Source organism: Dyella sp. SYSU CM1112, from assembly GCF_058216415.1.
In genome coordinates this window covers 34,475-54,780 of the sequence record NZ_JBZEGI010000002.1, presented here as the reverse complement: position 1 = coordinate 54,780, position 20,306 = coordinate 34,475, and the positions used below count along the sequence as shown (strand labels likewise).

At 59.7% G+C, this 20,306-nt stretch carries 10 protein-coding genes; all 10 read left to right on the top strand.

The window, feature by feature from the left end; genetic code table 11:
- The first annotated feature begins 112 nt into the window (after positions 1–112).
- On the top strand, positions 113–4,219 hold the full coding sequence (hrpA, locus tag AC4HNJ_RS03455) for an ATP-dependent RNA helicase HrpA (RefSeq protein WP_490478133.1): 4,107 nt from the start codon (positions 113–115) through the stop codon (positions 4,217–4,219).
- Positions 4,220–4,281: 62 nt separating this feature from the next.
- The gene (locus tag AC4HNJ_RS03450) at positions 4,282–6,408 is read left to right on the top strand and encodes a RelA/SpoT family protein (protein ID WP_490478132.1); all 2,127 of its coding nucleotides are present in this window, start codon (positions 4,282–4,284) and stop codon (positions 6,406–6,408) included.
- Positions 6,409–6,564: 156 nt separating this feature from the next.
- Positions 6,565–8,262 carry a hypothetical protein gene (locus AC4HNJ_RS03445; RefSeq protein ID WP_490478131.1) on the top strand — a complete coding sequence of 566 codons (1,698 nt, stop codon included), beginning with the start codon at positions 6,565–6,567 and terminating at the stop codon, positions 8,260–8,262.
- A complete protein-coding gene (locus tag AC4HNJ_RS03440; protein ID WP_490478130.1) occupies positions 8,259–9,098 on the top strand; it encodes an SDR family oxidoreductase in 840 nt (279 codons plus the stop codon). The genes AC4HNJ_RS03445 and AC4HNJ_RS03440 overlap by 4 nt, the downstream gene beginning before the upstream one ends.
- A 135-nt stretch (positions 9,099–9,233) precedes the next feature.
- Complete coding sequence (gene mrcB / locus AC4HNJ_RS03435; RefSeq protein ID WP_490478129.1) at positions 9,234–11,585, top strand: penicillin-binding protein 1B; 2,352 nt, start codon at positions 9,234–9,236, stop codon at positions 11,583–11,585.
- Between the two features lie 2 nt (positions 11,586–11,587).
- The gene (locus tag AC4HNJ_RS03430; protein WP_490478128.1) at positions 11,588–12,118 is read left to right on the top strand and encodes a tetratricopeptide repeat protein; all 531 of its coding nucleotides are present in this window, start codon (positions 11,588–11,590) and stop codon (positions 12,116–12,118) included.
- Positions 12,119–12,121: 3 nt separating this feature from the next.
- Entirely contained in the window at positions 12,122–13,270 is a 1,149-nt protein-coding gene (locus AC4HNJ_RS03425; RefSeq protein ID WP_490478127.1) for a prephenate dehydrogenase, read from the top strand.
- A 34-nt stretch (positions 13,271–13,304) separates the two neighbouring features.
- Entirely contained in the window at positions 13,305–15,335 is a 2,031-nt protein-coding gene (gene yoaA, locus AC4HNJ_RS03420) for a DNA repair helicase YoaA (protein WP_490478126.1), read from the top strand.
- Between the two features lie 222 nt (positions 15,336–15,557).
- Positions 15,558–16,994, top strand: a complete 1,437-nt coding sequence (locus AC4HNJ_RS03415; RefSeq protein WP_490478561.1) for a sugar porter family MFS transporter — start codon at positions 15,558–15,560, stop codon at positions 16,992–16,994.
- 298 nt (positions 16,995–17,292) lie between these two features.
- Entirely contained in the window at positions 17,293–20,268 is a 2,976-nt protein-coding gene (locus AC4HNJ_RS03410) for an amino acid adenylation domain-containing protein (RefSeq protein ID WP_490478125.1), read from the top strand.
- Positions 20,269–20,306 lie beyond the last annotated feature (38 nt).

Sequence of the window (20,306 nt, the reverse complement as noted above, 5' to 3'; positions counted from 1 at the left end):
TCTTTTCCGCTTGGCCGGTGGTGTTGGCGAACGAGATTATTCGCGCGGGGCGGCCATGAGAAATGAATAATGCAGATGCCGACGATAGTCTCCAGCTATCATGTACGCCTGCATGAGTGATACCAAGCCCGATACCTCCGTTTCTCCGGAAGCCCGACTGCGCGCCGTGCGCAAATCGCTGGATGCCGTTTCCAGTCGCGACTTCGGCCGGCTGCTGGGCCGCTGGCGCGGCTTGTCGCGTCGGCCAGATGAGAAAAAACTCGAAGCCCTGGTTGCCGACATCGCCGCATCCGCGGAGCGCCGGCGCCGGCGTGTGGAAAGCAAGCCCGTTATCCGGTTGGATGAATCGCTGCCGATCACGGCGCGCGCCGACGAAATCGTCAGCTTGATCCGCAAACATCAAGTGGTGGTGATTGCCGGCGAGACAGGCTCGGGCAAAACCACGCAACTGCCGAAACTATGCCTGGCTGCCGGACGCGGCGAAGCGGGAATGATCGGCTGCACCCAGCCACGCCGGCTAGCCGCGCGTTCGGTGGCGCGCCGGGTGGCGGAGGAGCTGGGCACGCAAGTGGGCGACCAGGTTGGTTTCCAGGTGCGTTTTACGGATCAGGTATCCGAGCAGAGCCTGATCAAGTTCATGACCGACGGTATCCTTCTCGCTGAAACGCAGCACGATCCGTGGCTGTCGGCCTATGACACGCTGATCATCGATGAAGCGCACGAACGCAGTCTCAACATCGACTTTTTGCTTGGCTACCTGAAACGGCTTGCTACGAGACGGCCAGAGCTGAAAATCATCGTCACCTCGGCCACTATCGATACGGCGCGGTTTGCCCAGCATTTCGACGGCGCGCCGGTGGTATCGGTGGAAGGACGCACGTATCCCGTAGAGGTGCGTTGGCGGCCGGTCGATGATGCAGATGCCGGAAACCGTCGGCGGGGTGGGGACCTGCAGCAGGGCAGTGCCGAGCATATCGCTGCCGTGCTGGATGAGATCACGCATGACGATCCGCGTGGTGATGTGCTGGTGTTCATGCCTGGAGAGCGCGAAATTCGCGACGCGCATTTGTTGCTGTCACGCCGCCAGTATCGGGAGACGGAAATCCTGCCGCTGTATGCACGCCTGTCGGCCACCGATCAGGATCGCGTCTTCAAACCGGGTCCGAAGCGTCGCGTCGTGCTCGCCACCAACGTAGCGGAGACGTCCCTGACGGTGCCGCGCATCCGTTATGTGGTCGATACCGGCACGGCCCGCGTCAAACGCTATAGCCAGCGCAGCCAGCTCGAACGCCTGCATGTTGAGCCTATTGCGCAGGCGGCGGCCGATCAGCGCAAAGGACGCTGTGGTCGCGTGGGCCCTGGTGTGTGCTATCGACTCTACGATGAAGCGGATTACGCGTCGCGTGCGGCCTACACGGATCCCGAGCTGCTGCGCTCATCGCTAGCCAACGTGATCTTGCGCATGCTGTCGCTGCAGCTGGGCGACGTGGATGCGTTTCCCTTCCTCGAAGCACCTGATCCACGCGTGGTGGCCGATGGTTATCGCCGGCTCGCTGAGATCAGTGCGATCGACGAAAAGCGCCAGCTCACCGACATCGGACGCACACTCTCCAGGCTGCCGATCGACGTGCAGCTTGCGCGCATGTTGGTCGAGGCCCAAAAACGGGGCAGCCTGCGCGAAGTGCTGACCATCGTGGCGTTCCTCAGCATCCAGGATCCGCGCGAACGACCTGCCGAGGCCCGCCAGCAAGCCGATGCGGCCCATGCAACGTTCATTGATCCAAAGTCGGACTTTGTTGGCGTCCTGAACTTGTGGCGTGAATACGAAGGCGCGCATGAAGAGCTTACGCAGTCGAAACTGCGGGACTGGTGTTCGCGGCACTTCTTGAGTTTCCTGCGCATGCGCGAATGGCGCGAGTTGCATCGGCAGCTGCTGCTGGTCGTGCAGGAGCTTGGCTGGAGCATGGCTTCTCCCTCTCCGCCAACTTCATCGTCTTCTTCCTGGCGGGCAGAAGGCCGGAATAGTCAGGCAGCCCTGCCTGGAGCGACGGGCGATGTCACGAAGGGTCCTCGGAAAAAGCACGCGTCTAAGGCTTCCAGTAAGTCCCAGGCCGTCGTCCCGGCCTCCTCTCGAGAGGGGGGAGGGGAGATGGTCGTCGGCGAGAGTGAACGTCTCTACGAATCGATTCATCGCAGTTTGCTGGCGGGCTTGCCGACGCAACTGGGTCGCAAGGATGAAAAAGGCATCTATCGCAGTACGCGCGAACGACGCTTTCAGGTATTCCCGGGATCAGCGTTGGCCAAGACGCCGCCAAACTGGATTTTCGCCGCGCAGATTCTGGATATCGGCGGACGCGTCTGGGGCATGATGTGTGCACGCGTAGAGCCGGTGTGGGTCGAGGAGGAGGCCGCGCATCTCTTGCGCAGTACGTGTCGCGACGCGCATTGGTCGCGCAAGCGCGGCATGGTGGTGGCGTACGAACAGGTGAGTCTGTTCGGGTTGGTGCTGGTTGAACGTCGCGCGGTGACCTTCCAGCGCCAGGATCCTGCACTGGCTCATGAGATCTTTCTGCGTGAAGCGCTGGCGCGTTGTGATATCGACGCACGCGCGGACTTCGTGCGCGCTAATCAGCGCGTGCTGGACGATGCACGCGGCATCGAAGCACGGCAGCGGCGCGAAGGTCTGATTCGGCACGAAGACGACCTGGTGGATTTCTTTCGCGGTAAGTTGCCGCAAGACATCGCCAGCAACCGCGCGCTGGATGCCTGGTATCGGCAGGCTCGGCCGGCCGAACAGGCCGCGTTGCGCTGGTCGATGGATGATGTCATGGCCGGTGGCTCCGGGCTCGATCCAAAAGCCTTTCCGACTTCTCTCGACATTCCGCCGCAGCGTTACCGCTTGGAATATCGGTTCGTGCCCGGCGATGAGGCGGATGGCGTCACGCTTCATCTGCCACTGGCGATGCTCAATGCCTTGCCTGCCGCGCGTTGCGAATGGCTAGTGCCTGGTCTGCTGGGCGATAAGGTGGCTGAGTTGATCCGTGGGCTTCCGAAGGCACTGCGCCGTAATTTTGTTCCCGCACCGGATTTTGCGCGAGCCTTCGTTGAGGCCGAAGCGCCGCGTGATGAACCCTTGTTCAAGGCGCTTGCCGTTTTTCTGCGGCGTACGACAGGCGTGGAGATTGAGGAGGACGAATTCACTTCGGTGGAACTCACGCCGCATTTCTTTATGCGCTATCGGTTGCATGACGAGCAGGGGCACACGCTTGCGACCGGGCGCGACCTTGCGGCACTGCGCAGTGAATGGGAAGGGCAGGCCCGCGAGGCTTTCTCGCGCAAGACCGATATCGAACTCACCCGCGAGGATGTGACGCAGTGGGATTTCGAGGAGATTCCCGGGCAGGTGCGTTCCGAAGGCGGTCTGATGGCCTTCCCCGCACTGGTCGATCTTGGCGACGCCGTAGCACTGCGTGTATTTGAGCTGCGCGATGAAGCCCATGCCGCACATATCAAAGGCGTGGAGCGTTTGCTTCGGCATGCGCTTGCCAGTGACTTGAAGCAGGCCCGTCGACGCCTCCCCATCTCCCATGCGGTGTCGTTGAAATATGCGCCGCTCGGTAGCGTCGACGGTTTGCGCGAAGACCTTGTCGAAGGTGGCTTGAGGGATTTGCTCGACACTCAGGATTTGAACGTACGCAGTGCGGTCGCGTTCGAGTCATTGCGTACGCATGCGGTGCGAGAGCTCTTTTCGGCAGCGGTGGAACGGCTCAAGCTGGCTGAGCCGATCATCGAGGCGCAGGCAGATCTCAAGCCATGGTTGCAGCCTCCGCTTATCGGCTTTGCACGCGCGAGTTACGACGATCTGGGCGAGCAGTTGGACAGGCTGCTCGCGCCAGGCTTTCTGCGGGAGCTATCGACATCGCGGCTTTCGCATTTCCCGCGCTACCTGAGGGCGATGCGCCTGCGTGCCGAACGCTTGCGTCAGGATCCCACCAAGGATCAGCAGCGCATGCTGCAGGTATTGCCGTATTGGCGCGCATACCTCAACCACCGCGCGGCTGGCGATGAGGGGCTGGATGAGCTGCGCTGGCTGATTGAGGAATGGCGGGTATCGTTGTTCGCGCAGGAATTGAAAACGCCCGAGCCGGTATCGGCCAAGCGGCTGGCGAAGGCGCTTGAACAGATCGATGCGCTTTCTTCCGCGTTGCGCAGGCGGTGATCGGCTCTCGTTTCTGCAAGCTTGAGCTATGCTCGGCTGACGCAGGATAAGCACAAACCATCATGGTTCACGCCACCACCAGCGCAGGACATCTGGCGGCATGGCAGTCACGGGCCGGCGCCTTGCCGCCCGTGCTGTCCGACGCGCTGGCCGCGTGCGCGCAAAACGGCGTCAATGAGCGCGAATGTGGTGATGTGCTCGACTTGTTGGCGATGCTCGGTTGTGATGCGCAGACCCAGGCTGCCGCGCTGTGGTTTGAACTCTCGCGTATGCATCCATTGGTATGGGAACAGCGCGCGCAGAAGCTTCCCGAAGAGCTGCAGCGTCTGGTCGCTGGACAGATGGCGGCGGAACGGGTGTGGACCTTGCATGCACAGCGTCCCCCCGAAGGCGGCTCCGAAGGGCTGCGCCGCCTGTTGCTGGCGATTATCCGGGACCTGCGTGTGGTGTTCGTGCTGCTGGCACGCCAGCTGGCGCGGATGCGTGCCGCCAGCACGTTGCCGGAAGATGAGCGCAAGGAGTTGGCGCGGCTCACGCGCGACATCCATTCGCCGCTCGCCAATCGCCTGGGTATCTGGCAGTTGAAGTGGGAGCTGGAAGATCTCGCTTTCCGTTACCTCCAGCCCGACACCTATCGTCGGATCGCGAAACTGCTGGACGAGCGCCGCGAAGACCGCGAGAGTTTCATCCGCGAGGCGCTGGCCGAATTAGGCAATGCTTTGCAGGCGGCAGATATTCGGGCCGACTTGGCTGGGCGCCCAAAGCACATCTATTCCATCTGGAAGAAGATGCAGCGCAAAGCGGTGGAATTTTCCGAGCTCTATGACATTCGCGCCGTGCGCGTGCTGGTGGACAATGTCGGCGATTGCTACGCCGCGCTGGGCATCGTGCATGCGCTATGGCCGCATTTGCCCGGTGAATTCGACGACTATGTCGCGCGTCCCAAGAGCAATGGCTATCGCTCGCTGCATACGGCTGTGATCGGACCGCATGGGAAAACGCTGGAGGTGCAAATTCGCACGCATGACATGCATCGAGCCAATGAATTGGGCGTAGCTGCCCACTGGCGCTACAAGGAAGGCGGCAGCGGCGATGCGGATTTCGAAGCCAAGATTGCGTGGATGCGCAAGCTGCTCGAGCCGCGCAATGATGATGGCGAACTCGCGGCGGAATTGCAGACCGAGTTACTGGAGGATCGCGTCTATGTGCTGACGCCCAAGGGCGAGGTGGTCGACATGCCACGCGGTGCCACTGTGCTCGATTTTGCCTATCACGTGCATACCGAAGTGGGGCATCGTTGCCGCGGCGCCAAAGTCAATGGCCGCATTGTGCCATTGACGTATCAACCGCGTAGCGGCGATCGGGTGGACATTCTTACCACCAAGATTGCCGAGCCGAGCCGCGATTGGCTATCCGCACATCACGGTTATCTGCATACCAGCCGCGCGCGTGACAAAGTTCGCGCCTGGTTTCGTCGCAGCGCGCACGAGGCGAATCTTGCAGCGGGACGAGCCTTGCTGGAGCGGGAATTGAAGCGCTTGGCGCTGCCCGACCTGGATCTCTCGAAGTTGCCGGCGCTGTTTCATCTGCAAACGCACGACGAATTGCTGATCGCGCTCGCCTTGGGCGAGGTCAATCCCGGCCAGGTGGCGCGCGTGTTGCAGGAGTCGCAGCAGTCGCAAGCGGCGACGCTGGACGTGCCGATGCCCATGGTTCGTCCTACCGTGTTTGATCACGGCGCGATAACCATCGAAGGAGTCGGTAACCTGCTGACGGTGCTCGCGCGTTGTTGCCAGCCTTTGCCGGGTGATCCGGTGCGCGGATTCATCACGCGCACGCGAGGGGTGTCGGTGCACCGGGCCAATTGCGTCAGCCTTGCGCGACTGGCCCGGCGCGATCCGGACCGGGTGATCGAGGTGAGTTGGGGGCAGGCTGCGGCGCAGGCTTACGAAGTGACCATTCAGCTCAATGGCTACGATCGCAAAGGCTTGCAGAAAGACGTCGTCGGCGTCATCAGCAATGCCAACGTGGGCATCATTGCATCCTCCAGCCGGTTGTTTGCCCGGACAGGTGAGGTGGAAATGCGCTACACCTTGCGGGTGAGAGATTTTGAGCAGCTGTCGGCGCTACTGGACCGCCTGGCGGCGCTTCCCAATGTGGTAGAAGCACGCAGGATCGGGGCCGGCTGAGAGCCTGTTGGTGATTTCAACCTGACCTGGCTTGCGTCGGCCTGGCTGTCAGGTCGCAGGCAGGCGCTTGACCCCTGAACGCGCTGTGCCGTTCTGTCAACGCGCCTATGGGATGCGATGTTAAGCTGCGTAGGTTGACTTGCCAGCCGACGAGCTATGAGCGGAAACCGCGACCCCAACGAGCCGGGCTACTCCGGTCGTACCGAACCGAAACTAGGCAATCTGGACCACCTGGATCGGCCTCAATCCCCCGCGGAGCCGAACGATGGCTTGCCGCGCATCAAGGTCGAACCTGGCTATCGCCGTGCGAGCGCATCGGTGCCCCATCATCGGCATAAGAGGGGGCGGGGCTGGCTGATGCCTTTGCTGATCGTCGTGCTGGTGGTGGTGATCGGTGGCCTGTGGTTGAACCAGAGCCGTTTGCGTGGACTGGTTCCACGCACGGACTTCGACGACGTGCTCCATCGTGCGCAGATCGCTTTGCAGGAAGGCCATCTGGATGGCACCGACGGCACCAGTGCGCGTGAACTGTTTGAGGCGGCGCGCGCCTTGGAACCGGACAACGATGCTGCGCGGCAGGGTCTCAATGACGTCGGTCGTGCGGAGATCGCACGTGCAGACGCCGCGCTGCAGGCGGGTCACCTGGATGAAGCGACACAAGCATTGACCAATGCGCGTGAACTGCTGGGAGGCGGCAGTGACGTCGACCGTCTGGCGCAGCAGATCGCCAAGGCTCAAGTAGCGTCGGGACAGACGGCGACATTGATCGCGCAGGCGCAGCAGGCTCTCAACGACAATAAGCTGGATGGTCCGGACGGAGCCGCAGCGCTTTACCAGCGTGTATTAGCCGCTGAACCGGACAATGCCGTCGCGCGGCACGGCCTGGATCAAGTGGGCAGCGCCATGGCAGCGCAAATTCAAAAGGCATTGGACGCGAACAATCTTGCGGACGCTTCCGCCGGCATCGATCATCTTGCGATCCTGCTACCCAATTACGCGCAGCTTCCTACGTTGCGGGCAGCGCTTTCCGCACAGCAGGCGCAGGCCATCAGTGCGCTGACCGACGCGATCAGTCAAGGCAACGATGCGCTGCGCGCCGGTCGCGTTGCCGGGGATGGCAGTGACACCGCGCTGGCACATTTCAAAGCTGCGCTTGCCATCGATCCGAACAACGCCCAGGCGAAAGCCGGACTTGGCCAGGTGGCCGAAGCCTTGGTCGTGCAAGCGAACGCGGCAATCGACAGCGGTGATACGGGACAGGCGCGCAAATTGCTGGATGAGGCAGCCCCCCTTGCGCCAGGCTCGGCGGACTTGGTTGCAGCGCGGGCGCGATTGGGGCAGCAAGGATCTGCAACAGACGAGGCAGAGCAAGAAAGCACGCAACCGGCGACCGCAACCGTCACGTTGACGCCGCAACAACAAGTGCAGGTCGCGAATATGGTGCAGCAGGCGAAGCAGGCGGCAGCACGCGGCGACATCATGGCGCCGCCCGGCGATTGCGCTTACGACCTCTATCGCGGTGCGTTAGCTATCGACGGCAACAATCAAGAGGCGCTGGCAGGTTTGCAAGGTCTTCCTGGATTGGTGCAGCAAGAATTCAACCAGTCACTGAGCAGCGGCAATCTCAACAAGGCAGATAACTTGCTGGATACGCTCGATAGCTTGGCTCCTGGCGATGTTTCATTGGCGCAATCACGGCAACGCCTTGCTTATGCATGGTTGGATCAGGCAGAGCAGCAGCTGGATAGCGGCGATCGCAACAACGCGGCTCTTTCGCTTGAGCAGGGACGCAAGCTGCTTCCCAATGATCCGCGTGTGCAGCAGCTTACCGTGCGTATGCAGGGTGGCGGATGACCGTATTGGTGTTCGGCGGCAGCAGCCAGATCGGCTATTACCTGCTGCCATTGCTTGCTGATCGCGGAGAGCCGATCGTCGCAATGAGCCGCTCGGGGCGTTTGTCCATGCCGGGCGTGACATGGGTGTCTGGAGAACTTCCTGACGCTGTGCCAGTCGTGCAGAACGTCTCGGCGATTTTCAGTTTCGGTCCCTTGATGTCGTTTGCGCAGTGGCTGACACAGGTGGATCTGTTGTCTGCGCCGCGCATTGTTGCCACCAGTTCGATGAGCGCGGAAAGCAAGCGTGAATCCGAGGTGCCGGCCGAGCGGGCGTTGTCCCAGTGGTTACGTGACAGCGAGAACGCACTGGCCGAAGCATGCAACCGGCACGGCAGTGCATGGACGGTACTTCGTCCGACGCTTATTTACGGGGTGGGTCTCGACAAGAGCCTTACGCCGATTGCTCGCCGCGCGATGCGCACGCGCGTGTTTCCTTTGCCGGCCGGGCAGGGCATGCGTCAGCCCGTGCACGCAGAGGATCTTGCCTATGCTGCGCTGGCCGCACTGGATACGGCTGCGTCGGCGGGCAAGATACTTTCCATGGGCGGCGGCGAGCGGCTGCCTGTCGGGGACATGTTCGCGCGGGTGCGTCGCAGCCTTCCCGTGGATACCTTGCCCTTGCCGTTGCCGGCCTGGTTGTTGCGGCTGGCGCGTCGGAGCATGGGGCGCTTGCGTGGCCCGCTGAGCCGGCTGGAAGCCGATCTGATTGCCGACAATGAAGAAATGACCCGCTTGCTGGGTATCCAGCCCCGTCCTTTCCGGCCCGATGCGGAGTGTTGGGAGATGCCTGGGTGAAATGCCCGTGCAAAGGCCTTCGAAAGGCCGTGCCGCGCCCTTTCTGGCGGGGTTGCGTTCATCCAGCCGCCGGGTGCCGCACCCTATGATCCGGGCTCAACCGAATCGTCCCTCCCTCCACTGGATACCACCGCGTTGGACTTCCTGAGCCGAATTCGATCGATCGCAAGCGCGTGCTGGCCTTGGTTGCGGTTACCTTTCTGGATTGGCACGGGCTTGTTCTTCGGCTTCGTGTTGCCGTACTCACTGATTCTCAACAAGCGCGTACAGGATCGTTTCAACGATCTGGTGTTTGCCGTGCCGACACGAGTGTATTCGCAGCCGCTGCGGCTTGCGGCCGGCGTGCCGATGAATCCCGCTACGCTGGAGGTGGAGCTGACATTTTCCGGCTATGTGGATGACGGCCATGGGGACGTTCCCGGTAGCTGGACCAAGAAAGGGAGCACCTATTTCATCTCATCGCGCGGCTATGCCGGACCGGATGGCGGAGAGTTGCCCAAGCATATTCGCGTCGCCCTTGGACAGGGCATCGTGCAATCGATAACAGACCTCGCGACGGAACGCGCATTGCGCGAAACCCATCTGGATCCTGCACGCATCGCCACGGTATATGGCGCCAAGCAGGAAGATCGTCGCATCGTGCAATTGAGCGATGTGCCGCCTTTGCTGGTGGCAGGTCTGCAGGCGGTCGAGGATCGTGATTTCAAGCATCATATCGGTGTCGATTTCAGTGCCATCCTTCGCGCGGCATTCGCGGATTTGCGCGCCGGTCATACGGTACAAGGTGCCTCGACGCTCACGCAGCAACTTGTGCGTAACCTTTTCTTGAGTCGCGACCAAACGTTTGGCCGCAAGTTGAATGAAGCCTTGATGGCGATCTTGCTGGAGATGCACTACAGCAAGGCACGCATTCTCGATGCGTATATCAATGAAGTATTTCTCGGCCAGCAGGGCAGCCAGGCAGTGCGCGGTTTTGCTGCCGCGTCCGAGTTCTATTTTGGACGTCGCCTCGAATATCTGCGTCCACAGGAAATCGCGCTGCTGGTCGGTCTGGTGAAAGGCCCAAGCCAGTTCGATCCACGCAGGTATCCGGATCGCGCCTTGGCGCGTCGCAACCTGGTGCTGGATCAATTCGCGAGCACCGGCTTGCTGACGCCGGAGCAGGCGCGCGCAGCAAAGGCGACACCGTTGGGTGTGATCGCCGATGGTCAGTTGCCGCATGACCGGTTCCCCGCCTTCATGCAATTGGTACGTGACCAGATAACCAACGACTTTGACGAAGAAACCCTGCAAAAGGGGAATTTGTCGATCTTCACGACACTGGATCCGGCGACACAGCTTTATACGGAGCAGGCGGTCGCTACGGCCATCAAGAACCTTGGCCGGCGGGGTAACGATACGCAGGCCGCCGGCGTGGTCACGGATTCAAAAACGGGCCATGTGCTTGCTGTCGTTGGCAGCAAATTTGCCGGTGACCAAGGGTTCAACCGCGCACTGGATGCACAGCGGCCGATCGGCTCGACCATCAAACCCTTTGTGTATCTGGTCGCCCTTACGCAGCCGGAGCGTTGGAACCTCGCCACGGAACTCGACGATTCGCCGATCAGCATGCGTCAGCCCGATGGCACCCCTTGGACACCGCACAACGATGACAACCAAAGCCATGGCATGGTGCCGATGGTGGATGCATTGGCCTATTCGTGGAATCTCGCCACGATTCATCTCGGGCTGGCCGTAGGCCTGCCGCGCATCAAGGCTTTTCTTGAGTCGTTTGGCCTCACCAGCGTTCAGCCTGGACCGTCCCTGTTGATCGGCGCGATCGATCTTGCACCCATCCAGGTTGCACAGCTCTATGAATACCTGGCTTCCGACGGTCATGCGCTGCCCCTGTTGGCAGTCAACGGCGTGGTCGATGGCAATGGTCGCACCATCAAGCGTTACGAAGTCGAGAGCGGTCCCGGCGAATATCAGCAGGCGGTTGATCTGATTACCTGGGCCATGCAACAGGTAACAACCTATGGCACGGCGCGCGCCTTGGGAGATTCCAGCCTTGCGTGGCTGCATGCGGCCGGTAAGACGGGTACCAGCAATGATCTGCGCGATAGCTGGTTTGCCGGATTTACCGGCAATCGTCTGGCCGTGTTCTGGATGGGACGCGACGACAACAAGCCCAGTCACTTGTTCGGCGCGACGGGCGCCTTGCGCGCATGGCAGGAATTGTTCCGCAAATTGCCCACCGAACCGCTTTCCGCATCCCCGGGGCCAGGGTTGGAAATGGCCTGGATCAATCCCGCTGACGGCAAGCGCAGCGATCCTCAATGCTCGGGGGCACGGCAGGTGCCGGTGATTGCGGGCTCGCTTTCGACCGATTCGGAAGGGTGTTTTTGGCAAAAGATCGGTAATCTGTTCGGCGCCGGCCAAAGTGCTTCTGCACCTGCCACGACGACTCCGACCACCACTACCACCACCGTCAGTACGCGAGATTGACCATGCCGTTCCGTTTGCCTCGTCTCTACCCGTTTGTTTCCGCCACGCTGGCCAGCCTGCTGCTCGCCGCGTGCGCCCAGCCCGTCCCTGAGGCGCCCAAGCCGCCAGCGAAGTCGAACGTTTCCATGGTCGCTGAAATCGAGGCAGCCGGCGCGCGGGATAAATCGGTCATCGATGTGCAGCCGCTCAAGGATCCCGGCATTACGGCCTTGCAGGATGCTGCGCATGAAGACGAGCGCACCGGTCAGTATCAGGCGGCGGCGGCCAAGCTGGACCAGGCGCTCAAGCGCAGCCCCGATTCCCCGGATCTGTTGCAGGACCGCGCTGAGGTGGCCATCTACATGGGCGATTTCCAGCTGGCCGGGAAGCTTGCCCATCAGTCTTGGACGTTGGGTTCCAAACAGGGGCCGCTATGCGCGCGCAACTGGCAGACCATCGTGGAAATCCATCAGCACAACCACGACGAAAGCGGTGCCTCCGTTGCCAGCAAAGGGGTCAGTCAATGCCGCGAGCCTGGCATCCAACGCTACTGACGCATGAACGTGGCGCCACGGATCGGTCTGGTCGGTAGCCGGGGCTCATACGGACGCTGGCTGCGTCGCTTTTTCGAGCAACGCATGGGTCTGTCGGTCGTGGGGCGAGACCCTTGCGGTGAGACTGAATTATCCGAGCAAGCGCTCATTCACGCTGTCGACGTGTTGGTGTTCTGTGCGCCGATCCGTCATACGCCTGCGCTTATCCGGCAGTACGTGACGCAAGCTGCGGGTGCTGAACGCGGCCAGCTGTGGCTGGATATCACGTCTATCAAAGCCGCTCCCGTAACGGCAATGCTTGCCTCGCAAGCCGAAGTGGTCGGATTGCATCCGATGAGCGCTGCACCGAAGGCGGATACCTTGCGCGGCCGTGCCATGGTGGTCTGCGAAGCGCGCTTGGATACCTGGCGTCCCTGGCTGGAACGTTTTCTTGCCGCAAGCGAAGCCGATTGTGTCCGTGCGGAAGCCGAGCAACACGATCGCATCATGGCGCTGGTGCAGGGCATGGTGCATGCATCGCATATGGCGCAAGGAGCTGTGTTGCGCGAACTGGCGCCCGCCGTAGGTGGACTTGACGACATCCGGCCGTTTGCGTCGGTGGGCTATGAACTGGATAGTGCGGTAACGCATCGCATGCTTGCCGGCAATCCCGCGATTTACCAGGACATCCCGTTTGAAAACCCTTATGTCGCGCCCATGCTCGCCCGACTGGCCGCGCAGCTGGGTGCATTGCGTGACTTGGTGCATCGTGGAGACGATCCGGCGCGTGAGCAATTGCGCGCGAAATGGCTGGAACAGAGCCGGGCCTATGCCGGGGAGCGCGCGGTGTCCGATGGCAGCTATGCGTTCGAGCGGCTGGGATATCTGCTGGCTGATTTGCGCGAACCGAATTACCTCAATGTATTTCTGCCAATCGATCAGCCGGGTTCCTTGCGCGCGTTGCTGTCGGTATTTGAACAGCGCGGCATCAATCTCGATTCCATTCATTCGTCGCGCAGTGCAGAAGGCGAGCTGCTGTTTCGTATTGGCGTTAGCAGATCGTGCAATGCCATGGCGTTGCGCGAGGCGATGACGGCCATCGAGCACGAAGGAATCGGGCGCATCGTAGAGGCGGCAGGCATGGCCGCATCGAAAGGCACGTCTCATTCTTGAATGAAGCAAGCCGCGGCATGACTAAGGCATGCGCATGGTTTCGCAGCTGCCGGGCCTGCGCGATACTGCACCGATGACCGATTCTGATGACATCGACGCATTGCTTGGCGCCGACGGCCCGTTCGCCCGTGAATTGCCGAACTTCGCGCCTCGTCCGGCGCAGCAGGCGATGGCGCGCGCGGTGCAACATGCCATCGCCGAATGCGAAACGCTGATTGCCGAAGCCGGCACCGGCACTGGAAAAACCTACGCTTATCTAGTGCCAGCCATGTTGTCAGGCGAGCGGGTCATCGTGTCGACTGGAACGAAGGCCTTGCAAGATCAGCTTTTTTTCCGCGATGTACCCAGGGTGCGATCCGTACTCGGCGCGCGTCGGAAAACGGCGTTGCTGAAAGGACGCGCCAATTACCTCTGTTTGTACCGGCTTGATCAAACCGTGCGCGAAGGCACCAACCTGGATCGCAAGCAGGCTGCGCACCTGGCCGCCATCCGCGCGTGGTCGGCACGCACACGGCGTGGTGATCGCATGGAATTGGCAGAAGTGCCGGAAGACTCGACGCTATGGCCGCGTGTAACGTCCACGGCGGAAAACTGTTTGGGCGTGGAGTGTCCCTTCTATGAGGATTGCCACGTGATTGCCGCAAGGCGCGAGGCGCAGGAAGCGGACCTGGTCATCGTCAATCATCATCTGCTGTTCGCTGATCTTGCCTTGAAGCAGGAGGGATTCGGTGAAATCCTTCCAGGTGCGCAGGCTTTTATTCTCGATGAAGCGCATCAAATCCCGGAACTCGCCGGACAATTCTTTTCGCAAAGCATAAGTGCGCGCCAGTTGACCGAGCTCGCGGCGGACGCTTTGACCGAGTGCAACGGTATTACCGGTGCGATCGGCCTGGTGCTGGAGCCGGTCGAGGCCTTGCAAGAAGCCGTGCGAAAGTTCCGCCTGATACTTGAGCCGTTGCCGGCACGCGGCCCATTCCACGAGTTGTTGAAACGCGAGGGCGCGTCGGCAGCCTTGCACGAACTTGGCGAAGTGCTGGCGGCATTGGCCGATGCGTTGGCATCGCAAGCCGAACGCTCGCGTGGCTTCATGAACGTGCATGAGCGCGCACTCCATCTGAGCGAACGTTTGGATCAGGCTGTAGAAACGTCGACGGGGCAGGACGTCCGCTGGTATGAACTGTTTCCACGTGGCTTTGCCCTGCATGCTACGCCGCTGGATCTCGCCACACCGTTGCGGGCCATGCGGGAGCGTACCTATGCGGCGTGGATTCATACGTCGGCGACGCTCTCCGTGGCAGGCCAATTCGATCATTTCGCGCGTCAGCTGGGATTGGATGACCCGCGGACACTGAGCCTGGAGAGTCCCTTCGACTACGCGCGCCAGGCACTCTGTTATTTGCCGGAAGGCTTGCCGGACCCGGCTGCACGGGATTACACCGAGCGTGTGATGGAAGCGACGATACCGGTGCTCGAAGCATCCCATGGCCGCGCCTTCTTATTGTTTACCTCGCACCGTGCACTGCGTCGCGCCGCTGAGTTGTTGGCCAATCGTGTGCCTTGGCCATTATTCGTGCAGGGAGATGCGCCACGGCATCAATTGCTCGAAGAATTCCGTGCGAGTGGACATGGTGTTCTGCTCGGTGCGGCGAGCTTTTGGGAAGGGGTCGATGTGGCGGGCGAAGCTTTGTCGATGGTCATGATCGACAAATTGCCGTTTGCGTCGCCGGATGATCCGGTTCTGCAGGCACGCCTGGAAGCATTGGAACAATCCGGTATCAATCCCTTTATGGGGTGGCAGATACCTTCCGCAGTCATCGCACTGAAGCAAGGCGCCGGGCGTTTGATCCGCGACGTGCACGATCGTGGCGTGTTGATGTTGTGCGACCCGCGCTTGACCAGCAAGGGCTATGGCAAGCTGTTTCTCGCCAGCCTGCCCCCTATGCCGCGTACACGAGGTCTCGCCGACGTGCAGCATTTTTTTGAGCGCGAACCATCGACCGGCGACAGCACCCGTTCTGCACCTCGGGATCGTTCCGACGCGCGGGATGACCAGCGTCCTGCCTGACAAGCACCTCAAGCGCGAGTTTTGCCTGTTTCGCGCTTTGCAGCATGACGGATCCATGCAATGCCATACACTCCGTGAGTCCAACTCGGCCCTGGTTCGATGCCGGCATGCAAAGAGCTGGAACCGCTCCTGCGTATGCATACGTATTCAAGCGGACAGTGACGGGCGCCAAACTCAGAATCGGTCAACATTTGAACCCATCATGCGGGGAGCATGGTTTCGATGAATCTCAATACACCTACCAATACAAGTACCGCGCAAGGGGAAGAGGCACGTACGACGGCGCGCGTCGTACTGATCGCCGCCGCCGCGGCCCTTGGCGGATTCCTGTTCGGTTTTGATACCGCCGTGATCAATGGTGCTGTGGATGCCGTGCGCCATGGCTTCGGGCTTGGTGCGGGAGAGATCGGCTTTGCCGTGTCTTGCGCATTGCTGGGATCGGCCCTGGGCGCATGGTATGCCGGGCCGCTTGCGGATCGGCTGGGACGTGTGCGCACGATGCAAGTGGCGGCACTGTTCCTGGTGATGTGCGCCATCGGGTCTGGATTGGTGCATGGGGTGTGGGGCCTTATGCTGTGGCGCGTTGTTGGCGGCATTGGTGTCGGCATGGCATCGGTCATCGCGCCGGCTTACATTGCTGAGGTGTCTCCGGCCAGCGTGCGCGGACGGCTGGGTTCCATGCAGCAGTTAGCGATTGTGCTGGGCATCTTCGTGGCCTTGCTCAGCGACGCATGGTTGGCCAGCACGGCTGGCGGCGCCTCCCATATGCTCTGGTTCGGACTGGAGGCATGGCGCTGGATGTTCCTGGTCGCCACGGTGCCGGCGCTTATCTATGGCGTTCTGGTGCTAGGTGTGCCGGAGTCGCCGCGCTACCTCGTGGCGCGTGGTCGTCCTGCCGAGGCGCGAGTGGTGCTGGCCAAGGTGCTCGACCTGCACAGCGATCATGCGCTGGATGCCAAGATCCAGGACATCGCGCACAGCCTGAAGGTGGAATACCGCCCTACCTTGCGTGATCTGCGCGGTCCAAAAGGCGGATTGTTGCCGATTGTCTGGACCGGCATCCTGCTCTCCGTGTTCCAGCAGTTCGTTGGCATCAACGTCATCTTTTATTACTCGTCGACGCTTTGGCACTCGATAGGTTTCAGCGAATCGGACTCCTTCTCCATTACCGTGGCGACGTCCATCGTCAATGTGCTGGTGACCCTGGTTGCTATCGCCCTGGTCGACAAAATCGGACGCAAGCCACTCTTGTTGATCGGTTCGGCCGGTATGGCCATCACCCTCGGCTTGATGGCATGGTGCTTCTCGCAAGCCACCGGCAGTGGCGCCAGCTTGAGTCTGCCTGCACCTTGGGGCGCTGTGGCGTTAGTCGCCGCCAATGCTTACGTGGTGTGCTTCGGTTTGAGTTGGGGACCCATGGTATGGGTGCTGCTGGGCGAAATGTTCCCCAACAGTATTCGCGCAATCGCTTTGGCGGTTGCGGCAGCCGCGCAGTGGCTGGCCAACTTCGTCATCACCAGTACCTTCCCGTGGCTTGCGCAGATCGGTCTTAGCTTTGCATACGGCCTGTATGCGTTGTTCGCCTTCCTGTCACTGCTGTTTGTGATGCGCGCTGTGCGCGAAACACGCGGCATGGAATTGGAAGATATGCGCGCTTGATCGGTGCATGATTGATTTGAGCGGGTTACTGCTAGAGTACACTTCTTCCCGGCGATGGCTGGATGAGTGTGTGTTCTCATTAGCCCGTTCAAATAGATGGCAGCATTTTTTGTCGGGGCAAAGCGAATCTGGAATTGTGATAAATATCACGTAAGAAGGCTGTTTCGTGGCCGCCAGTTGACATCTTATCCACGAATTCGAGCGTACAAACGCTATAGCAAGCTCATGCATTGAGTGGGACGCGCTTTTGCAACCTAACAGCGGGTGCAATGTTGTGCCTTTACAAGGAGAGTAGGTCATGATGCTTTCGCTAAGCACCGTACTTGATCATTTTCAACGTCATGTCCAGCGGCAACCTCATGCCAAAGCTGTCATCGACAGGCATCAGGTGTTGACGTACGAAGAACTTGATCGCCGTAGTGATGCTGTTGCTGCTTTTCTTATCAACAGAGGCATCGGGCAGAACGCCTTGGTTCCTCTGCTGGCCGACCGATCGGTCAGCTTTATCGTCGGGGTGCTTGGCATCGCTAAGATGGGAGCGGCCTATGTGCCGGTCGATGAGACGTACCCAGAGCAAAGAAAGCAGTACATCGTTGAGCAAACCGGCGCGTCGCTGGGACTATGTTCGTCTGGCAGGCGAACGATTGGTGACTGCAGATGCGAGGATGTTGCGAAGCTGTGCGAAGGCGCCATTTCCAAGGCGACTGTCGTGGTATCGCCGCAACAGGCCGCCTATGTAATCTTCACCTCAGGCACGACCGGTACGCCGAAAGGTGTGGTTATTGAGCACCGTTCGCTGGAAAACATCGTCGCATGGCACAACCGCGAATTCTCTGTCCATGCGGAAAGCCGGCTTACATTGATGGCGAAAGTCGGCTTCGATGTATCGCAGTGGGAAATCTGGTCGGCATTGTGTGCAGGCGCCGCTCTTTATGTACTGGACGATGCTATTCGCATCGACGTCGACGAATTGGTTGGTTTTTACGGGCGCCATGGCATTACACACGCTTTTGTGCCTACGGTGATGGTGCCCGACGTCGTGGCCGCCACTTCGACAACATCCACGATGCTGCAGTATCTCTTCACTGCGGGCGAAAAGCTCAACCCGGTGGACACCGATCGCGTGAGCTATACGCTCGTCGATTATTACGGGCCGACGGAGGCTACCATCTTCGCCACAGCGCATAGAGTTCACAGTGCCAGTCGTGGCATGCCGTCGTCCATTGGCCTGCCGGTCGCCGGCGCAACGGTGCAGATTCTTGATGAGACGCTGTCGGCGGTCCCTCCAGGCGAATCGGGGGAAATCTGCATCGGTGGCCCCGGTTTGGCGAAGAGCTATTTGAATAACGAGGCTCTGACACACGAGAAATTCATTGAGCACCACGGACAGCGCCTTTATCGTACCGGTGATTTTGCCCGTTATTTGTCCGATGGCAGTTTGCAATTCCTAGGGCGCAAAGATGAGCAGATCAAGATACGCGGCAATCGAGTCGAGCTTACCGAAATCGAAGTTCAGCTGACGCTGCTTCCGCAGGTAAAAAGGGCGGCCGTGATCGTCACTGAGATCAGCGCTCAAGCCCAGAAGGAAATAGTCGCTTTTCTGGTGATTGATGGTGCTTACGAGGGAGAATATGACGCGCAGATTGCTGCGATCAAGATGACACTCAAGGCCATTCTCCCTGATTACATGCTTCCGACCAGCTATGTGTGGATGGATGATTTTCCCTTGACGTCAAACGGCAAAGTTGACAAGCAAGCTTTGTTGAGGCGTTATGAAAAACCAAGTTCATCATCGTCGCGAGCGACGCACCCTTTTCAAGGCAGTCAGGCTGTGATTGCAGACGTTTTTAGCCGCTTGTTGGAGCATGACGAATTCGGCCCGGATGACAGCTTTTTTGAGATCGGTGGTCACTCGCTGATGGCCGCCCATCTGATCAAAGATGTTTCCGATCGGCTCGGGGTAAAGGCGTACATTCGTGATATCTACGAAAATCCAAGTATCGTGGCGTTGCATGCCGAGCTTGAGCGACGAATGGGCGTTGCGAGCCCTAGTGTCGATGCAGAGCCCATCCGGGCATTGAGAGAAGATATTTACATTCCCTGTGATTTGCAATTCGAAGGTAATTATCAAATTGAGCAAATCACGGCGCCTAGGCATATCTTTCTCACCGGAGTTACTGGGTTTGTTGGCATCCACTTGCTGCAAGAATTGTTGACCACAACAGACTCCACCATTCATTGCCCGGTGAGGGCGATGGATGATGCGCATGCGCAAGTGCGATGTATGGAGACGCTAGAGAAGTACGATATTCGGCTCAAGCAGGCAGAGGTTGATCGTATACGGGTATACGCCGCGAACCTTGCGGAACCCAGGTTGGGTCTTGCAGAAGAAGACTACTGCTATCTGTGCGATACGATTGATATCGTCTACCACTCCGCCAGTGCGGTCAATTTCATTCAGCCTTATTCCTATATGCGGCGCGATAATGTAGAGGGGCTGCGTGAAGTTATCGGTTTGGCTGCTACAGGCAAGCTAAAGCCGCTTATGCTGCTTTCCACGATTTCCGTCTATAGCTGGGGGCATCTGCATACCGGCAAGCGGGTTATGCTGGAAGGCGATGACATCGACCAGAACTTACCCGCAGTCGCCACCGATATCGGCTATGTGCGTAGCAAATGGGTCATGGAAAAAATCGCCGACTTAGCGGCTAGCCATGGTCTGCCATTAATGACATTTCGCTTGGGCTATGCCACGTTCCACAGCAACACGGGAGTGTGCGCCGGATACCAATGGTGGTCAGGATTGGTGAAGACATGCCTTACCAGTGGCTCAGTGCCTGAGCTGCACGACTTGCGTGAAGGCTTGACCACGGTGGATTACATGGTGCGGGCTATTGCTCACATTACACGCAATCCTGATGCGCTCGGGAAGAAGTTCAACCTCATACATTCGGGGAACAACAACCTTACCCTGCAAGATTTTTTTACGAAGCTCGAATCGGACTTCGGGTTTTCGTTCAAGAAAATGCCGTATCTCGAATGGCGTGCGCAGTGGGAGCATGATTATCAGGCGCCCCTTTATCCTTTGCTAAGCCTTTTCAAGGACGTGATGTACGACAGCAAGTCGACGGTCGAGCTTTACCAGGACACCTATCTTTGGGATTGCAGCAACGTCAAGACGTTCCTGCACGGAAGCGGCATTTTTGAGCCGACCTTCGAAAAGCATGAATTACAAAGATACTTGAGGCGCTCGATAGGACTCACGGTGGTGTAGGGATAGTGCTACGTGATGTCTGCCGCCTGAGTACAACG

Coding starts and splice junctions, on each gene's coding strand:
- hrpA (WP_490478133.1), top strand. CDS start 113: ATGAGTGATACCAAGCCCGATACCTCCGTTTCTCCGGAAGCCCGACTG.
- AC4HNJ_RS03410 (WP_490478125.1), top strand. CDS start 17,293: ATGATGCTTTCGCTAAGCACCGTACTTGATCATTTTCAACGTCATGTC.
- yoaA (WP_490478126.1), top strand. CDS start 13,305: ATGGTTTCGCAGCTGCCGGGCCTGCGCGATACTGCACCGATGACCGAT.
- AC4HNJ_RS03425 (WP_490478127.1), top strand. CDS start 12,122: ATGAACGTGGCGCCACGGATCGGTCTGGTCGGTAGCCGGGGCTCATAC.
- AC4HNJ_RS03430 (WP_490478128.1), top strand. CDS start 11,588: ATGCCGTTCCGTTTGCCTCGTCTCTACCCGTTTGTTTCCGCCACGCTG.
- AC4HNJ_RS03440 (WP_490478130.1), top strand. CDS start 8,259: ATGACCGTATTGGTGTTCGGCGGCAGCAGCCAGATCGGCTATTACCTG.
- AC4HNJ_RS03450 (WP_490478132.1), top strand. CDS start 4,282: ATGGTTCACGCCACCACCAGCGCAGGACATCTGGCGGCATGGCAGTCA.
- AC4HNJ_RS03445 (WP_490478131.1), top strand. CDS start 6,565: ATGAGCGGAAACCGCGACCCCAACGAGCCGGGCTACTCCGGTCGTACC.
- AC4HNJ_RS03415 (WP_490478561.1), top strand. CDS start 15,558: ATGAATCTCAATACACCTACCAATACAAGTACCGCGCAAGGGGAAGAG.